Source organism: Polaromonas sp. CG_23.6, assembly GCF_029892315.1.
Taxonomy (GTDB): Bacteria; Pseudomonadota; Gammaproteobacteria; order Burkholderiales; family Burkholderiaceae_C; genus Polaromonas.
In genome coordinates this window covers 132024-150258 of record NZ_JARXUY010000003.1, presented here as the reverse complement: position 1 = coordinate 150258, position 18235 = coordinate 132024, and the positions used below count along the sequence as shown (strand labels likewise).

Sequence of the window (18235 nt, the reverse complement as noted above, 5' to 3'; positions counted from 1 at the left end):
AGACCACCCTGGCGGGTAGGTAGCCTCACTGCATTTAATTGCAGGAAGCCAGATGCCCGCCCGAAAGATCACCATGCGCAAGATCAAGGAAATACTCCGTTTGACCCTGGACGCCAAGCTGCCCTACGAGCAGATTGCCGCGTCGCTTCAGCTCTCCAAAGGCGTCATCTCCAAATACGTCAAGCTCGCCAGCACTGCCGGGCTTGATTGGCCAGCCATCGCGGCCATGGACGAAGGAGCGCTGGAGCGCCAACTGCTGGGCCCGGCAAGAAGCCCGGTCGTCTACGCCCCGCCCGACTACGGCCAGGTCCACGTGGAGCTGCGAGGCAAAGGCGTCACGTTGATGCTGCTGTGGGAGGAATACTGCGGCCAATGGGCCGAGGACGGTGAGGTCAAGCCTTACCGATACTCTCAGTTCTGCGAGAGCTACCGCCGCTTTGCCAGGACGCTCAAGCGCTCGATGCGCCAGGTGCACCGCGCTGGCGACAAGCTCTTCATCGACTATGCCGGCCCCACCATTGCGCTGTCAGGTGGGGGCAAGGCCAACATCTTCGTGGCGGCCATGGGCGCCTCGGGCTACGCGTTTGCTTGGGCAACGCCAGCGCAAACCACCGCCGACTGGCTCGAAGGGTGCTGCAGGGCGCTCGGCTTCTACGGCGGTGTGCCGCAGCTGATTGTTCCGGACAACCCACGTGCCGTCATTGCACAGGCCAGTCGCTACGAGCCGCGGGCCACCGACACCGTGCTGGACTTTGCGGTGCACTACGGCTGCAGCATACTGCCGGCTCGCGCCTACCACCCGCAAGACAAGGCCAAGGCCGAGTCCACGGTGCAAATCGTGGAGCGCTGGATCATGGCACGGCTGCGTCATCAAGCGTTTCATACGGTGCATGAAGTCAACGCAGCCATGGCCCCTTTACTGGAGCACTTGAACAACAAGCCGTTTCAGAAGTTGCCGGGCTCCAGAGCCAGCGTGTTTGCAGCCATTGACGCCCCGGCTCTGATGGCGCTACCGCTGGAGGCTTTTGAACTGGCGATCTTCAAGACGGTCAAGGTGCACATTGATTACCACGTCGAGTTCGAAGGCCACCGCTACAGCGTGCCCCACGCGCTGGTGGGCCAGACGCTGGAATTGCGCGTAACCCGCAACGCGCTGGAAATCCTCAATCGTGGTCAACGTGTGGCCAGCCACGCCAGGAACAGCCGGCGCGGCGGCTTTACCACCACCGACGAGCACATGCCCGAGAACCACCGGGCCCACGCACAGTGGAGCCCGGACCGCTTGATTGCCTGGGGCGAGCAGATCGGGGTGGCCACAGCGCGCACGGTGCGTCATCTGCTGGAGCGTCAGCGCCACCCTGAACACGCTTACCGGGCCTGTCTGGGTTTGCTCTCACTGAGCCGGCGCTACAGCGCAGCCCGTCTGGAGGCAGCGTGCCTGATTGCGCTGCAACTGGGCACCAGCAAATACAGCCATATCAAGGACATCCTCGTCAACCGCGGCGATCAGTTGCAAAAAGCCGAGGCACCCGAGTGGACCAGCCCTCAGCACGCCCATGTACGCGGCCCCGGCTATTACCAGTAAGCAACAAATTGAAAGAAACACCATGATGATGAACACCACTTTGGCGCAACTGCGCGAATTGAAGCTCGAAGGACTGGCTGCGGGCCTGCAGGATCAACTCAGCCAGGCAGGCGTGAGTTCGATGAGCTTTGAGGAGCGCCTGGCGCTGCTGGTCGACCGTGAAATGCACTGGCGCCAAGACCGCCGTCAGGTACGCCTGCTCAAGCAGGCGCGACTGAAATACCCGCAAGCGGCCATTGAAGATGTTGACGGCCGCGCCGGGCGCGGCATCCAGCGCAGCACTGTCATGACTCTAGCATTGGGCGATTGGGTACAAAGCGGCCATGCCGTCTTGATCACGGGCCCCACCGGGGCCGGCAAGTCCTGGCTGGCCTGTGCCCTGGCGCAGCACGCCTGCCGGCGCGGCTTCAGTGCGCATTACCAGCGCGTTCCCCGGCTGGGTGAAGAGCTGCGTATTCGCCACGCCAACGCCACGTTCGGCAAGTGGCTGGAGCAGATTCGCAAGACCGATGTGTTGCTTCTGGATGATTGGGGGATGGCGGCTCTGGACAGCCAGACCCGGGCAGACTTGCTGGAGGTTGTTGATGACAGGGCATCAAGCCGGGCCACGATTATCACCAGCCAGCTGCCCATTGAGCACTGGCACGAGTGGATTGGCGACGCCACGATGGCCGACGCGATGCTTGACCGGCTGATGCAGAACCATCACCGCTTGACGATCACGGGGGAGTCTTTGAGAAAAAAGCTGGCCGCAGGAAAACCCAATGCGGCCGATTTGAAGGAGTAGACGGGCTAATGACGGGGCGCCAAAAAACCGACAAACACACACGACGAAAGGATTCACCAAGCTGAAAAACCACCTCAGCCTACAATTTGAGCGCGTAACAACACATCAACACCGCCGCAGCGTTCACGTTGCCCGGAATCGCCGTTCACCATCCTGGAATGAGCGTTCACGTTCGCTGGAATACGCAGCGGCATGCGCGTCCGGATCAGGCCGACGGCGAGACCTTCGATTTCAAACGGCTCGCCGGGCTGCACCACGATGGGCTGGAAGTCGGAATTTTCGGGCAGCAGCTCGATCCCGCGCCGGGTGCGGTGAAAGCGCTTGACGGTGACCTCGTCGCCCAGGCGGGCCACAACGATCTGGCCGTTTGAGGCTTCTTTGGCCTTTTTAACGCCCAGCAGGTCGCCGTCCAGGATGCCGGCGCCCTGCATGCTCATGCCGCGCACGGTGAGCAGGTAATCAGGCGTTTGCGAAAACAGGCGGCTTTCCACCTGATAGGTTCGCTCGATGTGCTCTTGCGCCAGGATTGGACTGCCGGCGGCGACGCGGCCGACCAGTGGCAAGAAAATCCGGCCCAGGCCCTGCAAGGACAGGAACAAAGGATTTGATCGCGATTCGTTTCGCGCTTCATCGGTGGCTTGCCGGGCGAGCGTGCGAAGACGGATGCCGCGCGCGGTGCCGCTGACCAGTTCGATGACGCCCTTTTTGGCCAGAGCCTTCAGGTGTTCTTCAGCAGCGTTGGGCGAGCGAAAGCCCAGTTCGGTCGCGATTTCTACGCGGGTGGGCGGCGCGCCCGTGCGGGCAATCGCGTTGCGGATCAGCTCGAGGATCTGTGCCTGCCGGGCGGTCAGCCGGGATCCATCAGGGGGGAGACCGGAAAAATCATTGAAGGGGTTCATTGGTCAGGTCTCCTTGGGGTCAGGGCTATTTGAAACTGGCGCTGTGATGCCAATCCAGAAAAGCTGTGTATAAATATACAGTAACTGTAGTTTCATACAGCTTTTAGAAAAAAGCAAGGACGAGCTATAAAACTTCAGGGTCAGGTCGTTTGCGTACCACGTAGCCCATCGCCAAGCCAAGCCAAGCCAAGCCAATCTAAGCCAAGCAATCAAGGGGTGGAAGTGTTCAGTGCACCAGATGGGCGGCTTGATGCCTTTGAACGCGATTATTTTTGAAGCAGGCAGTAGCCGCAAAGCCGCCGCCACGGTCTTCGCAAGAACCCCCGGTCAATGACGCGCGGTGAGCCTGGCGTACAGCAGACCGGCGATAACGGCACCAGACGCCATCGCCAGCAGGCCGGGCAGGTGGCGTGTGGCGTCTATGAACACCGGCATGGGCGCGGCTGCGTCGACAACTCGCACTGCGGCCACCATGCCTGCCCCGGCGGCTGCCGCCAGCAAAAGACTGCGCCCGCTTGGCCAGCGGCGGGCCAGGAAAGAGGCTGCGGCCAAAGCTGGCAGCCAGCCAGCGGCCAGGATGCCGGCATACACGGGGGCAAAGCCGATCAGGTCCTGCCAGGTCGTACGGGCTCGCTCGGCAGCGGTTATGTCAACATCCATACCCACCAGGGCCTGCAAGTTCCAATGCGTTTGCACCACCGAACCCCACACCGCCGCCAGCAGCCAGGCCAGCAGCAGCGGCGCCAGATGCCGCGTCCAGCGACGGTCCGGGGAATTTATGGCGTTGGCGTCTCTCATAATGACAAATTATGAAACACATGGCTGCATTGATTGCAGGCGCACTGGCGGTGGTGATGTCTGCCCGCGCTGCCGACTACCGCGTCGAGACCGTGGCCAGTGGGTTTGATCACCCCTGGTCGCTGGCCTTCCTGCCCGACGGGCGCATGCTGGTCACGGAGCGTGCCGGCCGGCTCCGCCTGATCGAGCCCGGCCCGGATGGCCGTGCGCGGTTACGCCCTGAACCGGTTGCTGGCGTGCCGGCGGTGCTGGCGCGCGGCCAGGCCGGTCTGTTCGACGTGGTGGTCGATCCGGCCTTCGCGGTCAACGGCCAGGTCATGCTGTCTTTCGCCTATGGCACGCCCGAGGCCAACCACCTGCGCGTGGTGCGGGCCCGCTTCGACGGCCGTCAATTGCGGGAGGTGCAGCCGATCTTCACCTCCCAGCCGGCAAAAGCTGAGACGCAGCATTTCGGCGGGCGCATGGCTTGGCTGGCCGACGGCACGCTGCTGCTCGGCATGGGGGATGGAAACGTCGAGCGCACAGATGCGCAGCGACTGCACACCCACCTGGGCAAGATGCTGCGCATCAAGCCCGACGGCAGCGTACCCACCGACAACCCCTTCCTCACGCGCCCCAACGCCCGGCCGGAGATCTACACCCTGGGCCATCGTCACCCGCAGGGCGTGGTGGTGGTGGACGGCGTGCCGTATGCCCACGAGCACGGCGCCCGGGGAGGCGATGAGCTGAACCGCATCGAGCCTGGGGCCAATTACGGCTGGCCTATCACCACCGGGGGCATCGACTACACCTACGCCCGCATCACACCCTACCGCACCCGGGCCGGCATCGAGCCGCCGTTGGTGGACTGGACCCCGTCAATCGCCCCGTCAGGAATGGCCTGGTACGACGGGGCGCTGTTTCCGGCGTGGCGAGGCAGTCTGTTCATCTCGACGCTCAAGGAAGGCAGCGTGCGCCGTGTGCCTTTGGCCAAAGGATCGCCCGGGCCGCAGGAGGTGTTGTTCCAGGAACTTGGCGAGCGCATCCGCGACGTGCGCGCCGGGCCGGAGGGCGCGATCTACCTGCTGACCGACAGCGCCAATGGGCGGGTGCTGCGCGTGGTTCCGAGCCGATGAGGGATGCCCTCTGGGCTCAAGCCTTGGGTTGTGCGCTGGGCCTATTGCATACTTTCATTTCTACCGACTACTGGCGCTGGCCTATTTGCAAGCGCGTGCTGATGCCGTTTTGAGCCAGATTGCCGGAATGCGTTGACCCGATTGGATGCTTCGTCGCGTGTTGTCAATCGTGATGTTTTTGCCTAGTGTCGCGTTAAGGGCGTATCGTTGCATCTCTTTAGAGCAAGACACACCGACATTTTTGGGATAACTCGACATTAGTAGGGATTAGTACTGGAATTGACTTTCATAGACGACTGGTCTATTGTTGTAAACAATCCAACTTTTATTTCGCTTATGTCTGATACTTTTTCCTATGTTCGTCCCGCCGAGCTTCCAGGGCCCCGTAACCGTCAGCAGCGGAGCGAGGCTCGTTCAGACACGCGGCGTGCGCTGGTATGGTGCGGCACTGAGCTATTGACGGAGCGCGGTTTTCAGATCACCGGTATCGACGAGATACTCAAGCGCGTAGGGGTGCCCAAAGGCTCGTTCTATTACTTTTTTAAGAGTAAGGACGATTTCGGCGCTGCCGTCATCCAGAACTACGCTGAATACTACTCCCGCAAGATGGACCGGATCTTTAACGATCCGACGCGCCCACCGCTGGAACGGCTCAAGGCCTTCGTAGACAATGCCAAGTGCGGCATGAGCAAGTTCGACTTTCGCCGGGGCTGCTTGATCGGAAATTTGGGCCAAGAACTGGCCAGCCTTGATAGCAAATTTCGCCAGACGCTAGAAGCCGTTCTGGTGTCTTGGGAGGAGCGCGTGACTAGTTGTCTGCAAGAAGCCATTGACGTGGGCGACATTGCCAGTAGCAACGACGCCCACGTGTTGTCACGCTTTTTCTGGATTGGCTGGGAAGGAGCGATCCTGCGCTCTAAGTTGATGCGCAGCCTTGCCCCTATAGACCACTTTGTCGACCTGTACTTCTCCAAGATCGCGGTCTGACAATTGATCCATAGCGGTGCTGAAGGGTAAGTACCTATTTTATAGACGACCGGTCTATGAAAATAATGAGGGTATGAATTCTTCAAATGCACCGGGCCGATTTGTAAGCCGCTCTTTCCACGCGCTTGCCCCTAAACCTTGCGAGATTAGCGGTGCTGTGAACGTAGCCACTGCCGGCGAGTGTTTCGCTTACAGCCACACCATGGAGCAGCAGGTATGAGCACGCCTTTGCTGCAACTGCACGAGGTTCGCAAGAACTTTGGCGGCGTGCAGGCGGTGCGCGGCCTGAGTTTCAGCGTGCACCGCGGTCAGGTGTTGGGCCTGATAGGACCCAATGGGTCAGGAAAATCCACCTCAGTCAACCTGATCTCGGGCACCTTACCTGTTAGCAGTGGGGAGATCGAGTTTGACGGAAAAAATGTCAACGACCTTGCTATCAGCGCTCGGGTGCCGTTAGGGCTGGCGCGCACGTTCCAGACCACCAGCCTGTTTCCGGAATTCAGTGTGCGCAACCAAGTACTAACAGCCTGCCACAGCCGCTTTTGTAGCGCACCTTGGGCGGCAGTGTTCAGGCTGTCGGCCGCACGCAGCGAAGAGGCGCGTCAACAGGCGCGGGCCGATGAGATCCTAGAGTTTGTCGGCCTTAGCGATGTCGCGAGAGAACTTACATCCTCACTGTCATCGGCGCAACAGCGCCTGTTGATGATTGCCACTGCCCTGGCCAGCGAGCCCGCGCTGGTGTTGCTGGACGAGCCAGCAGCAGGCATGGTGGCCAAGGAGCGCAAGGAGCTTACCGGCCTGATACAGCGTATTCAAGCTCGCGGCGTTGCGGTGCTGGTGATCGAGCACCATATGGGTTTGATCATGGAGGTGTGCGAGCGTATCGTGGTGCTCAACTTCGGGCAGAAGATTGCCGAGGGAACGCCAGCAGAAATTCGGGCAAATCCGGCAGTGATCGATGCTTATTTGGGAGGGTCACATTGATGCTCAAAGTCAGTCAGTTGCGGGCCGGTTACGGCAAAGTCGATGTTTTGCATGGCATCACCTTAGAAGTTAATGCCGCCGAGTGCGTGGCCCTGGTGGGCGCCAATGGCGCCGGCAAGAGTACGACGCTCAAGTGCATCTGCGGTCTCAACGAGGTGCGCGGCGGCATCATCGAGTTTGAGGGCAAACGGATCAATGGTTTGCCAGGTCACAAGATTGTCCAGCGTGGCATCACGATGTGCCCGGAAGGTCGTCAGGTATTTGCCGAGATGTCGGTGGTCGAGAATCTGGAGATGGGCGCACACACTCGGCGCGACAGTCAGCAGCGCGCTGATTTGGACGAAATGTTAGACCTGTTTCCGGTGCTTCGCCAGAGGGCGCGACAGCGTGCCGGCACACTGTCCGGCGGAGAGCAAGAGATGCTGGCTATTGCACGGGCGCTAATGTCGCGCCCACGGCTGTGCATTTTTGACGAACCTTCGTTGGGCCTAGCGCCCAAAATCGTCGATGAGGTGGAGCAGACCATTGCCCGCATCAAGGCTCGTGGCACCACTATCCTGCTAGTCGAGCAAAACGCAGCGATGGCGCTACGCCTGTCTGACAGGGCCTATGTGTTTGAAGCCGGCGAGATTGTTCTGCACGGTACGGGCAAGGAACTACAGAATCACCCCGAAGTCAGCCGCGCCTACCTGGGCTATTAAGCGCGGCCAAGGCAATCAACTTTTGTCAGTTAATCAACAGGAGACAAGTATGAAGCGGTTCAATAAACAAGTGGTAATGGGGGCGGTGTCAGTCGCAATGGGGTTGGGTATGACCTGGTCCGCACAAGCGGCCAACAAAGAACTGGTGCTGGGCATCAACGACGCGCTCACTGGGCCGGGTGCGGTTTATGGTCTGCCGCAGGCCAATGGGGTGAAGATGGCAGCAGACGAGATCAATGCCAAGGGTGGCATCCATGCTGGCGGAGATACCTACAAAATCAAGGTCACCGACTACGACGACAAGGCGAACCCGACCGATGCCACCAACAGTGTACGCAAGCTGATCGACCGCGACGGCGCCAAATACCTACTCGGCTTCTGCTGCTCCGGGACGACCAGCGCGGTGGCTTCGTTTATTGACAAGGAAGACGCTGTAATGCTGGTAGGCAATGCCGCCGAGCGTGCCATCACTGCCCAGGGCATTCCCAATCTGTTCCGAACACGACCACCAGCAGACTTCACAGGCGCAGCTGCCGGTGTCTTTGTTGCCAAGCGCGGAGCTCGTAACATTGCCGTAATTGGCTCGTTGGATGTGTCGTTCTACTCCCAGTACCTTGAAGCCTTCGAGCGCGAGCTGGTCAAGGCCGGTGGAAAGATCGTTGCCAAGGAAACGTTTGGTCTGAAAGACCGGGATATGACGCCCCAGCTAACAAAGGTGCGGGCGCTCAATCCGGACGCGCTGCTCGTGCTGGGCTATGTTGAGCCAGCTGCCTTTGTTTACCGCCAAGCCACCGAGTTGGGTATGAAGATGCCGCGTTATGGCTTTACCAGTGGCAGTGAAGAGCAGTTTTTGCGCGTGGCATCAAGCGAGCAGATGGAAGGGGTCTGGGACCTGCGCCCGACTGAATTGACTGTCGAAGCCCTGGACGCCAACGCCAAGATCTACGTGGCCAACTACACCAAAAAATACGGTAGCGCACCGGCTCCAAGCTCGCCGTATGCATATGACCAAGTCTATGTGCTGAAGAATGCCATCGAAGCGGCCGGAGGCGCAGGCGATGCGAAGAAGGTGGCCGCAGCTATTCGGAAGCTGACCATTCCGAAGGAGGCGGTGATGAAGTACTTGCCCACCAATGGCACCATGTTCGATGTCAATGGGCAAGCGTACACATCCAATGGTGCATTCCAGTGGCAAAAGGGCAAGTGGGTGTATGTCTCCGAGTTGCCCTCGGACAATGCGGCTTATTCCTCCTTCCTTCGCAGTCTCTACAAATAACGCGATGACACCGCGCGAAGCGCAGTGCAATGCAATGCAATGCAATGAACATCGGGACAAACCATGATCGAGATTCTTCAACAAGTCGTCAACGGCCTAGCTATCGGCTCAGTCTACGTGCTGATTGCGCTGGGCCTGACGGTGGTGTTCGGCATTCTTGGCATTGCGCATTTTGCGCATGGCTCGGTAGCGATGTTCGGCGGTTATCTAACATTTACCTTCAGTGAGCGTTTTGGCCTTCCATTTTTTGCGGCTATGGCGCTGGCAATGGTAGTTGGCGCGATGGTCGGATTAGTGATTGAGCGGTTGGCCTATCGACCGGTGCGCGACGCGCCGCACATCAATTCCTTCATCATTGCTTTGGGTCTGACCATGATGATTGAGGGCTTAAACCTGCTGACTTTCGGCGCCGATCAGGTGGTGATCCAGACGCCGTATCGCGGTGTGTTCAATGTAGGTGGCATCGCGGTGACTGAACTGCGCCTTCTGGTGATTCTGACGGCCTGCGTACTGGTTGCCGTGATTGCGCTTCTGATGAGCCGAACAAAGATCGGTAAGTCGGTGCGCGCTGTGGCGCAAAACCGCCAAGCAGCCGTTTTGATGGGTGTCAACGTCAACCTGGTCTCGCTGGTGGTGTTCGGTATATCTTCGTCGTTGGGCGTGGCAGCCGGCGCGCTCATTGGTGCACTGCTGGCCATCGCTCCCGGTGTTGGAGAAGGGCTGGCGGTTAAGGGTTTTGCAGTACTGATCCTGGGTGGGCTTGGCTCAGTACCCGGGGCCATCGTAGGCGGTTTGATTTTGGGGGTGAGCGAGGCCATGGCGGCCGGTTTTATCTCGTCAGCCTACAAGGATGTCATTGCCTTTATGGTGATGATCGTGGTGCTGTTGTTTCGGCCTGAAGGCTTGCTGGGCAAACGATGAAAAAACTTCTCATACACATGACCCCTTGGGCGGTCCTAATCCTGATAGCAGCGGCAATGCCGGTGTTGATCAAGGTTCCATACTTCATCCATTTGATTATTCTCGCGTTGGTCTGGATCGTGCTTGCGCAAGGCCAAAACTTGATTCAAGGGCTGGTCGGCTATGTGTCTATTGCTCAGGCTGGGTTCATGGGCATAGGCGCTTATTTTTCGACCCTCCTGACGGTCAATTTCGGCTGGTCGGTTTGGATGACGATGTTGCTGGCCCCGTTATTCACTGGGCTTGTTTCCATCGTAGTGGGCTACCCCAGCCTTCGGGTCAAGGGACACTACTTTGCGATTGTCACTCTGGCCTACAACATGGTGATCTTCACGGTGCTTCTGACCTTCAGTTCACTGACTGGCGGCGAAGCTGGAATTTCGAACGTACCGCGCCCGTCCGAGTTTTCACTTTTGGGCTGGACTTTCAATTTTGACGGCCGCAGCAATTCCAATTACTACCTGCTGGCCCTGTTAATGGCTGCTCTCAGTACGGGTCTATGCGCGTTGATATTGCACTCGAGGGTGGGTCGCATTTTATTGTCTATCCGTCAGAACGAAGGTCTCAGCGATGCCATTGGCGTGAGCACCTTTCGCTACAAGTTGCTGGCCTTCGTTGTCAGTGCAGGGCTGGCCGGCCTGGCCGGTGCGCTCTACGCGCATTACATTGGCTTTCTCAATCCTGAGCCGTTTGGTGTGGACCAGTCGCTCAATGCCATCCTGGCGGTGATTCTGGGGGGCAGTGGAACGCTGGCTGGTCCGGTGGTGGGAGCCTTTACTATCACCTTCTTGCCAGAATACCTGCGCGTTGCCGATAGCTACAGACTGGTGACGTACGGGTTTATCTTAGTGCTTTCAACCATTTTCCTTCCACGTGGGCTTGTACCGGTCTTCCACAGACTGTGGTTGCGCCTAGCCGGTGCATTGGGGCTTCGCCGTGGCTGAAAAACTTGTCGATATGCTAACGATTGAAGCGGCCTTGCTAGAGCGTGCTCGCGTCTTTCTCGATCATCATGTGGCGCCACAGGCAAGTGATCGAAATCTACGGGGCACCAGCAGTCAGGCGCTGATGCGAGAGGCTGGACGCTTGGGTTTGATGGGCGTGCAGATACCGCGTAGTTTAGGCGGTCTCGGTTTACCTTTCTCAAGCAAAGTTAAACTAACAAGGCTGCTTGCTGCTGCTGATTTTGGCGTCGCCATGGCTATAGTCAACAGCCACAACGTGGCAGAGCACTTGGTGCGCATGGGCTCACCTGACTTGATCAGCCGCTGGGTGCCCCGATTACTTAATGGTGAGCTGACCGGTTGCACGGCCTTGACGGAACCAAATGTCGGCTCCGACGCCGCTGCCATGCTCACTCACGCGCAGGCGGCGGATGATGGCTGGCAGCTCAATGGCACCAAAACCTGGATCACTAATGCTGTGCATGCGGACGTTGTCATTGTCTATGCACAGACCCGACTAGGTGTCGGTGCGGCCGGTATCGCCGCTTTTGTGGTGGATGCATTGGCGAGTGGTTTTGAGCGTACCGATCGGCTGCCGCAGGGACCAGTCTCCAGCATCGGAAGTGGTAGTTTCAAGCTGGAGCACTACTACTGTAAGGGGCAGGACATGCTTGTAGAACCCGGCGTGGCGTTCAAGGACATTCTCAATTCACTCAACGGCGCACGTGTCTATGTGGCGGCGATGTGCTGCGGCATGGTCGATCGTGCACTGGCATTGACCAGCGAGTACGGCCTTTCCAGGCAAGCGTTTGGCGTCAGCTTGCATGCGCACCAAGGCTGGCGCTGGCGCCTAGCCGACGCGGCCATCGACCTTGACGCTGCCAATTTACTGGTGGACCATGCAAGCGCCCTTGTCGATAACGGGGACCATGCACGCGCTCAAGTGGCCGCGGCCAAGGCCAAGGTGTTTGCTACGCGCATGGCCCGGCATCATCTTGCCGAGCTACTCCACGCAATGGGTGCCGAGGGTTTGAACGAGCAACGTCCGCTGACTCGGCATCTGGCGGCAGCGCAGGTCGCAGCGCTGGTGGACGGATCGACCGAGATGCTGCTTGAGCGCATCGCGAGCGACATCCAGAGACAGGCCGGCGCCAGCATGGCCTGATTAGACTTTCAACACAACACACAAAGGATCAGTCATGCGCGTATTCCAAATAGAGGGCGATTGGGGCATGGAGCATCTGAAGCTCTCGTCCAGGGCCGAACCAGTGGCCGGACCGGATCAAGTGCTGGTACGGATGAAGGCCTCGTCGCTCAACTACCGCGATCTGGTGGTGCCAGCGCGCGGCTATGGCAGTTACACCGGCACACTACCGCTGATTCCCGTGTCTGACGGTGTGGGCGTAGTTGCAGCCGTTGGAGCGAGCGTGAGTCGCGTAGCGGTGGGCGACCGCGTCTGCCCCACTTATTTTCAAAGCTGGATTGGGGGTGAGCCCGATCTGGAACGGCTGACGCAATCACTTGGAGGACCGATTGACGGGACCATGACCGAGTTGATGTGCCTGTCAGAGCAAGGCGTTGTCAAAGTACCGGTCCACCTCTCGGACACCCAGGCTGCCGGCCTGCCTTGCGCGGCGCTCACCGCCTGGAGCGCATTGACCTCGGCCGGTGTTTGTCGCCCCGGCGACCGCGTGCTAGTGCAAGGCTGTGGTGGCGTGGCGCTGTTTGCCTTGCAGTTTGCTAAGCTGCTGGGTGCTCACGTGACGGTGATTACCTCCAGCGAAGAGCGCATGGACAAGGTGAAAAAGCTAGGAGCGGACGCGGTGCTCAATTACCGTGCTGTGCCCGAATGGGCCAAGGCCACACGAGAGTTTACCAACGGGCGCGGCTACGACCTGATCGTCGAACTTGGCGGTGAAAAAACATTGCCTCAGTCGCTGCGCTGCATCCGTCCTGGCGGCACCATTGCGATGATCGGTATTTTGTCGGGCTCGACCATGGCGACCTCGCTGGGCCACATCATCACCCGACAGGTTCGCCTGCAGGGTGTGACTGTGGGTCACCGTGATGGCTTCGAGGCAATGCTACGTGCCATCGAACAGCACCAGGTTCAGCCGATAGTAGACCGGGTATTTGCTTTTTCCGAACTCAAGGAAGCCATGGACTACCTCAAGAGTGGCGTGCAGTTTGGTAAAGTTTGCCTGGAGCATTGATGATCCCGGGCGCACAACGAATGCTGTTTCCAATTGACAGTCCAGAAGCGGACCCGGACAAGATCGCTTTCATGATGGCTGAGAGCGGCGAGCAGGTCAGCTTTGGTCAGCTCGACAAACGTGCCAATCAGGTGGCTCGCGTGTTGCATGACTGTGGCGTAAAGCCCGGCGAGCACGTTGCGCTGTTGATGAAAAACAACCGCCGGTTTCTGGAGGCCTGTTTCGGCATGGACCGCGCCGGGGTTTACTACACCACCATCAGCACCCGCCTGACTTCGGTGGAGATTGCGCACATCGTGACCGATTGCGGTGCTAAGGTGCTGTTGATTTCAAGCGAGGTTGCTTGTGTCGATGCCCAGTTTCTGGCCCAGTTGCCGGCGCAACTGCAATGCTTTGGGATCGACCTGCTTTCGTCTGACCTGCCTTCATGGACTCAGCAGGTCGACCAAGCTAGTGATCTGCCGCAAGATGATCCGCTGCAGGGCTTAGACATGCTGTACTCGTCGGGCACGACCGGCCGACCCAAGGGCGTGAAGTGGCCTATGCCGCGTCAGGGTGCCGGTCAGCGCACCATGCTGGTCGATTTGCTGCAGCCGCTGTTCGGTTATGACCAGGATTGCCGCTATCTCTCACCGGCGCCGCTCTACCATGCTGCGCCATTACGCCATAGCATGACGGTGATCAAGCTCGGCGGTATGGTAATGGTCATGGAGAGCTTTGACGCACAGTGCGCATTGGAGTTGATTCAGACCCACTTCCTTACGCACAGCCAATGGGTGCCGACCATGTTCGTACGACTTCTCAAATTGCCAATCGAACTGCGCGAGCAGTTCGACGTGTCGTCGATGAAGGTGGCCGTGCACGCAGCCTCACCTTGCCCGATTGAGGTCAAACTGCAGATGATGAACTGGTGGGGACCTATCTTGGAGGAGTATTACGCCGGCACTGAGAACAACGGCTTTTGCTCGATCACATCTCAGCAGTGGCTACAACACCAGGGCTCTGTCGGCCGCGCCACGCAGGGGCAGCTGCATATTTGCGATGATGATGGCATTGAGTTGCCAATTGGCGAGTCCGGCCTTGTGTATTTTTCGGACGGCCCTGCGTTCGTTTATCACAACGATGCCGAACGTACCGCACACACTCGAAATGCACAGGGTTGGACCACGCTTGGAGACATAGGGCGAACGGATAAGGAGGGCTACTTGTACTTGCTAGACCGGCGCGACTTCATGATCATCTCCGGTGGCGTCAACATCTATCCCCAGGAAGTTGAGAATATATTGATAGCCCACCCCAAAGTGCTCGACGTCGCCGTGGTGGGTGTGCCCAGCGATGATTTTGGCGAAGAGGTCAAGGCCGTAGTCCAACTGGTGAATTCGCAGGACGCGGGACCGGAACTCGCGCAGGAGCTGATAGGTTACTGTCGTTCCCGCTTGGCTAGCTTCAAGTGCCCGCGTAGTGTGGATTTTGATTCACAGTTGCCACGCCATCCCACTGGCAAGCTCTACAAGAAGCAAGTGCGTGACCGTTACTGGCCTAACACTACGATATGAAATCACATGTAGCATGGAACGTTGACTGAGCTACTCATCGAGAAATCATAATGATCGAAGGTGACATTCCGGCTCTGGACCCAGTGTCAACTTTGCTTTGATGTGTACAGGGGTGTTAGGTGCAGTGGAACGGAAAACCGGGTTAAGCGCATCCCATTACACACAAGTCCGTACCATAGGCAGCTGAATCACTGAAGGGATGAGGCGATGGGCTGGGCGGAACGAGAATTTGAAACGATTGATTTGGGCGACCCGCGTTTGAACCGGCGCGCCGTGCTGCTGGCTGAGCGGCTGGGGCAAAAGCCCGGCGCGAGCATTCCGGGGGCGTGCGAGAACTGGGCCGAGACGGCGGCGGCCTACCGCTTCCTGCGCAACGAGCAGGTCAGCTGTGAAGACGTGATGACGGCCCACCGCCAGGCGACGATGGGCCGCATCCGCGAGCACGCGGTGGTGCTGTGCCTGCAGGATACGACCGAGCTGGACTACAACGGGCAGGCGACGGCGGGCCTGGGGCCGCTGAGCTACGAGGCCCAGCGCGGGCTGTATCTGCACCCGACCTACGTGGTCACGCCCCAGCGCGAGCCGCTGGGGGTGATGAACGCCTGGACGTGGGCACGCGAGTTTAAGCAAGGCGATGCGCCGCGCGGCGGCGTGCTCGCGGTGAATGTCAAGCTAGTTGTCGCCTGTGAGTCTTGAATTTAAGCGGCTTTGTTGAACTCCTTGCTGCTCTCCTTTTGGTCATGCTTTTGATCGGGATTGAGGTACACCTCACGCACGGGCTGCCAGTTGCGCGTGGCGCCGCTCCAGCGCCGGGGGTTGGCCGCCTTGGCCGCTTCATAGACGTCGGCGCGCTTTGACAGCAGCGCGCTGTCCTGGCCCGTATGGCGCTCGTGCGGGGTGACGAACCCAATGGCGCTGTGGCGATGTTCCAGGTTGTACCAATTCACGAATGCGTTCACCCACTGGCGTGCGGCCAGCACAGTCTCGAACGCGCAGGCGGGGTAGTCGGGCCGGTATTTCAGCGTTCTGAAGAGCGACTCCGAATACGGGTTGTCGTTGCTCACCGACGGACGGCTAAGCGAAGGCATCACCCCCAGAGCCTGCAGCGTGGCGAGCATGGCAGCGCCCTTCATCGGACTGCCGTTGTCCGAGTGCAGCACCACCTGGCCGGGCGCGATGCGCTCGCGCAGGCAGATGTCACGCATGACCTCACTGGCCAGTTCGCTGCTTTCGTTTTCATAGACCTGCCAGCCGACGACCTTGCGGCTGAAGATGTCGAGAAACAGGTACAGGTAAAAGTAGTGCCCCGTGACGAGCGTGGGCAGGTAGGTGATGTCCCAGCTGAACAACTGGTTGGGTGCCGCAGCGCACAGCGCGCGCGGTTTGCTGCGCGGCTGGCCGGGCCGCTGGGCGCTGCGGTGGCCCAGCTGCCTGGCAGCCCTGAGCACGCGGTAAAAGCTCGACTCCGAGGCGATGTATTCGCCACGGTCAGCCAGCCGGGGAACGATTTGGCTGGGCGCCAAGTGGCCGAACTCGTCCGAGTTGGCCACTGCCAGAACGGCTTGGCGCTCGGCCTGGCTGAGCCTGTTGGTGGGTGCCTGCACCCGCGCGGGGCGCCGGTCTGCCCGGCACTGCTCGCGCTGCCAGCGCTGCAGGGTTCGCCGGCTCAGGCAAATGACGGCACAGGCGCGCTCCTGGCGCGCGCCCGCTTGCGTCGCCTGGGCCACCAGCGCAATGACCTGGCGGCGCTGCAAGAGGCTGGTCATTTGACCTCGTCCTCCCACAGCGCCCGGAACTTTTTTTGTAGCATCAGCAACGCTGCTGCCTCCGACAACGCCTTTTCCTTGCGCAGCAGCTCGCGCTTGAGCTGCTCGTTTTCGTCCTTAAGGCTGCGCCATGGCCCCGTATCCGCCAGCGCTTTGGCTGGCGCGCAGAAAGCCGCTTTCCAGCTCGCCAGATGGTGGGCGAACACGCCGCGCTCGCGGCACCACGCCTGCAGCGCCTCGCTTGAGAAGCCATGGGTTTCGTTCAAGGCTTGCAGCTGCTCAGAAGCGCTCCAGTCCTGGGGACGCTTTTCTTTGCCGGACAAGGTGCCGGCCCTGTCGGGATGCCCTCGTTTCATCCAGTTCTTGGCCGTGTGGTAACTGACGTTGAGCTCCAGCGCGACTTCGCGCACGGTGCGCTTGCCACGGGAAAGCAACTTGACCACTGCTTGTTCGATAAATGCTTCGGAATATTTTTGCTTCATTGTTGTCGGTGCGTCTAAAAGAGTATTTTTTAGAGGCGACAACTAGTCTGACACAGGGGGCTCGAAAGCGTGCGCTGGGTGGAGAGCTACGAGCGCATCGCCGAGCAGGCTGGCGAGTTGCCCGGCACGCGTCATGTGTGCATTGGCGACCGCGAGTCGGACATCCTGGCGTTGCTGGTGATGGCGCGCAAGATGAATCACGCGGCCGATTACCTGGTGCGCTGCCAGCACAACCGGGTGCTGCCCGAAGGGGGCAAGCTGTGGGATGGCGTCATGGCCAGCGCGCCGCTGGGGCGTATTCGCTTTGAGATGCCGGCCGGTCGCGGGCGCAAGGCGCGCGCGGTCGAGCAGGAGGTGCGCGCCCAGCGCGTGATGCTGCCCGACCGCCAGGGCGGCCAGCTCGAAGTGACCTGCCTTATTGCCTCGGAAGTCAACGCACCGGCAGGCACCAAGCCGGTGGTCTGGCGGCTGCTGACCAACCGGGTGGCAAGCACACTGGCAGCGGCAGTCGAACTCATCGATTGGTACCGCGCGCGCTGGGAAATTGAGCTTTTTTTCCTGGTGCTCAAGGAGGGCTGTCGGGTCGAGCGGCTGCAGCTGAGCGATGTTGGGCGGCTACAGACCGCTCTGGCGCTGTACATGGTGATTGCCTGGCGCATCAACCGCTTGATGCGGCTGGGGCGCACGTTGCCCGATTTACCAGCCGACCTATTGTTCGAGCCTGACGAGTGGCGAGCGGCGTTCATCCTGAACAAAAAGCCCGTGCCCCGCCAGACCCCTACGCTCAACACCGTGGTGCGTTTGATTGCTCAGCGCGGCGGCTTTTTGGGCAGAAAGCACGATGGCGAACCGGGTGCCAGGACGATTTGGCTGGGCATGCAGGAGATTGCCATCTTCGTCGAGGGTGCCCGTTATGCCCGGCAGTTCAACGATGGGTGACTTGTGTGTAATGGGATGGGTTAAGCGGTCAATTTAAGTAGCCAAATAGGTTGTAGCCAATTTACATTAGTAAATTTGTTCTTGGCTACCTCTCCTACAATGAGCCAAATTGAGTATACCCATCTTGGCCTGTCCTAAAAGTGCAGGTGGCGGTCACGATTCCAGATAAATTCGCTGTTGGTAGTTGGAAAGCAGCGTGCTCATAACAATATATTTTGAGAATTATGTTTCGTTATGCCTGCA

13 protein-coding genes and 4 pseudogenes are annotated in these 18235 nt (G+C 59.4%); 14 read left to right on the top strand and 3 right to left on the bottom strand.

The window, feature by feature from the left end; all coding sequences use genetic code 11:
• The first annotated feature begins 52 nt into the window (after positions 1–52).
• Positions 53–1585, top strand: coding sequence for an IS21 family transposase (gene istA / locus H4V98_RS21240; RefSeq protein ID WP_280758035.1), 1533 nt, complete (start codon positions 53–55; stop codon positions 1583–1585).
• A gap of 22 nt (positions 1586–1607) precedes the next feature.
• The gene (gene istB / locus H4V98_RS21235; protein ID WP_280758034.1) at positions 1608–2372 is read left to right on the top strand and encodes an IS21-like element helper ATPase IstB; all 765 of its coding nucleotides are present in this window, start codon (positions 1608–1610) and stop codon (positions 2370–2372) included.
• A 185-nt stretch (positions 2373–2557) separates the two neighbouring features.
• Here the strand turns inward: istB and lexA are convergent.
• Positions 2558–3271 (bottom strand): annotated as a pseudogene (gene lexA, locus H4V98_RS21230) (transcriptional repressor LexA); the annotation flags it as partial.
• 327 nt (positions 3272–3598) lie between these two features.
• Positions 3599–4069, bottom strand: coding sequence for a hypothetical protein (locus H4V98_RS21225; RefSeq protein WP_280758033.1), 471 nt, complete (start codon positions 4067–4069; stop codon positions 3599–3601).
• A gap of 11 nt (positions 4070–4080) precedes the next feature.
• Between H4V98_RS21225 and H4V98_RS21220 the strand changes: the two genes are divergently transcribed.
• The 11 genes and pseudogenes from H4V98_RS21220 to H4V98_RS21170 form a co-directional block, all read left to right on the top strand.
• Positions 4081–5184: a PQQ-dependent sugar dehydrogenase gene (locus H4V98_RS21220; protein ID WP_280758032.1), complete on the top strand. Its 1104-nt coding sequence runs from the start codon at positions 4081–4083 to the stop codon at positions 5182–5184.
• A gap of 279 nt (positions 5185–5463) precedes the next feature.
• Positions 5464–6171 (top strand): TetR/AcrR family transcriptional regulator, encoded by a 708-nt coding sequence (locus H4V98_RS21215; RefSeq protein WP_280758031.1) that lies wholly within the window; start codon positions 5464–5466, stop codon positions 6169–6171.
• A gap of 216 nt (positions 6172–6387) precedes the next feature.
• Positions 6388–7155: an ABC transporter ATP-binding protein gene (locus H4V98_RS21210; protein WP_280758030.1), complete on the top strand. Its 768-nt coding sequence runs from the start codon at positions 6388–6390 to the stop codon at positions 7153–7155.
• Positions 7155–7856: an ABC transporter ATP-binding protein gene (locus tag H4V98_RS21205; protein WP_280758029.1), complete on the top strand. Its 702-nt coding sequence runs from the start codon at positions 7155–7157 to the stop codon at positions 7854–7856. The genes H4V98_RS21210 and H4V98_RS21205 overlap by 1 nt, the downstream gene beginning before the upstream one ends.
• A 49-nt stretch (positions 7857–7905) precedes the next feature.
• Positions 7906–9132 (top strand): ABC transporter substrate-binding protein, encoded by a 1227-nt coding sequence (locus H4V98_RS21200; protein ID WP_280758028.1) that lies wholly within the window; start codon positions 7906–7908, stop codon positions 9130–9132.
• Positions 9133–9195: 63 nt separating this feature from the next.
• On the top strand, positions 9196–10053 hold the full coding sequence (locus H4V98_RS21195; RefSeq protein ID WP_280758027.1) for a branched-chain amino acid ABC transporter permease: 858 nt from the start codon (positions 9196–9198) through the stop codon (positions 10051–10053).
• Positions 10050–11036: a branched-chain amino acid ABC transporter permease gene (locus H4V98_RS21190; protein ID WP_280758026.1), complete on the top strand. Its 987-nt coding sequence runs from the start codon at positions 10050–10052 to the stop codon at positions 11034–11036. Before H4V98_RS21195 ends, H4V98_RS21190 begins: the two co-directional genes overlap by 4 nt.
• The gene (locus H4V98_RS21185) at positions 11029–12201 is read left to right on the top strand and encodes an acyl-CoA dehydrogenase family protein (protein ID WP_280758025.1); all 1173 of its coding nucleotides are present in this window, start codon (positions 11029–11031) and stop codon (positions 12199–12201) included. Before H4V98_RS21190 ends, H4V98_RS21185 begins: the two co-directional genes overlap by 8 nt.
• Positions 12202–12235: 34 nt before the next feature.
• Complete coding sequence (locus tag H4V98_RS21180) at positions 12236–13249, top strand: NAD(P)-dependent alcohol dehydrogenase (RefSeq protein WP_280758024.1); 1014 nt, start codon at positions 12236–12238, stop codon at positions 13247–13249.
• A complete protein-coding gene (locus H4V98_RS21175; RefSeq protein WP_280758023.1) occupies positions 13249–14805 on the top strand; it encodes an AMP-binding protein in 1557 nt (518 codons plus the stop codon). The genes H4V98_RS21180 and H4V98_RS21175 overlap by 1 nt, the downstream gene beginning before the upstream one ends.
• Positions 14806–15012: 207 nt before the next feature.
• Positions 15013–15426, top strand: a pseudogene (locus H4V98_RS21170) (transposase DNA-binding-containing protein); the annotation flags it as partial.
• 77 nt (positions 15427–15503) lie between these two features.
• Here H4V98_RS21170 and H4V98_RS21165 read toward each other — a convergent pair.
• A pseudogene (locus tag H4V98_RS21165) lies at positions 15504–17053 on the bottom strand (IS3 family transposase).
• A 63-nt stretch (positions 17054–17116) separates the two neighbouring features.
• On the opposite strand from H4V98_RS21165, the pseudogene H4V98_RS21160 reads away from it, so the two are divergent.
• Positions 17117–17992 (top strand): annotated as a pseudogene (locus H4V98_RS21160) (IS4 family transposase); the annotation flags it as partial.
• Between the last annotated feature and the right edge of the window lie 243 nt (positions 17993–18235).

Excerpts from the sequence above, each read along its gene's own strand:
- H4V98_RS21175 (WP_280758023.1), top strand. The coding sequence starts at position 13,249 with ATGATCCCGGGCGCACAACGAATGCTGTTTCCAATTGACAGTCCAGAA.
- H4V98_RS21205 (WP_280758029.1), top strand. The coding sequence starts at position 7,155 with ATGCTCAAAGTCAGTCAGTTGCGGGCCGGTTACGGCAAAGTCGATGTT.
- istB (WP_280758034.1), top strand. The coding sequence starts at position 1,608 with ATGATGATGAACACCACTTTGGCGCAACTGCGCGAATTGAAGCTCGAA.
- H4V98_RS21180 (WP_280758024.1), top strand. The coding sequence starts at position 12,236 with ATGCGCGTATTCCAAATAGAGGGCGATTGGGGCATGGAGCATCTGAAG.
- H4V98_RS21220 (WP_280758032.1), top strand. The coding sequence starts at position 4,081 with ATGAAACACATGGCTGCATTGATTGCAGGCGCACTGGCGGTGGTGATG.
- H4V98_RS21200 (WP_280758028.1), top strand. The coding sequence starts at position 7,906 with ATGAAGCGGTTCAATAAACAAGTGGTAATGGGGGCGGTGTCAGTCGCA.
- H4V98_RS21195 (WP_280758027.1), top strand. The coding sequence starts at position 9,196 with ATGATCGAGATTCTTCAACAAGTCGTCAACGGCCTAGCTATCGGCTCA.
- istA (WP_280758035.1), top strand. The coding sequence starts at position 53 with ATGCCCGCCCGAAAGATCACCATGCGCAAGATCAAGGAAATACTCCGT.
- H4V98_RS21210 (WP_280758030.1), top strand. The coding sequence starts at position 6,388 with ATGAGCACGCCTTTGCTGCAACTGCACGAGGTTCGCAAGAACTTTGGC.
- H4V98_RS21225 (WP_280758033.1), bottom strand. The coding sequence starts at position 4,069 with ATGAGAGACGCCAACGCCATAAATTCCCCGGACCGTCGCTGGACGCGG.
- H4V98_RS21190 (WP_280758026.1), top strand. The coding sequence starts at position 10,050 with ATGAAAAAACTTCTCATACACATGACCCCTTGGGCGGTCCTAATCCTG.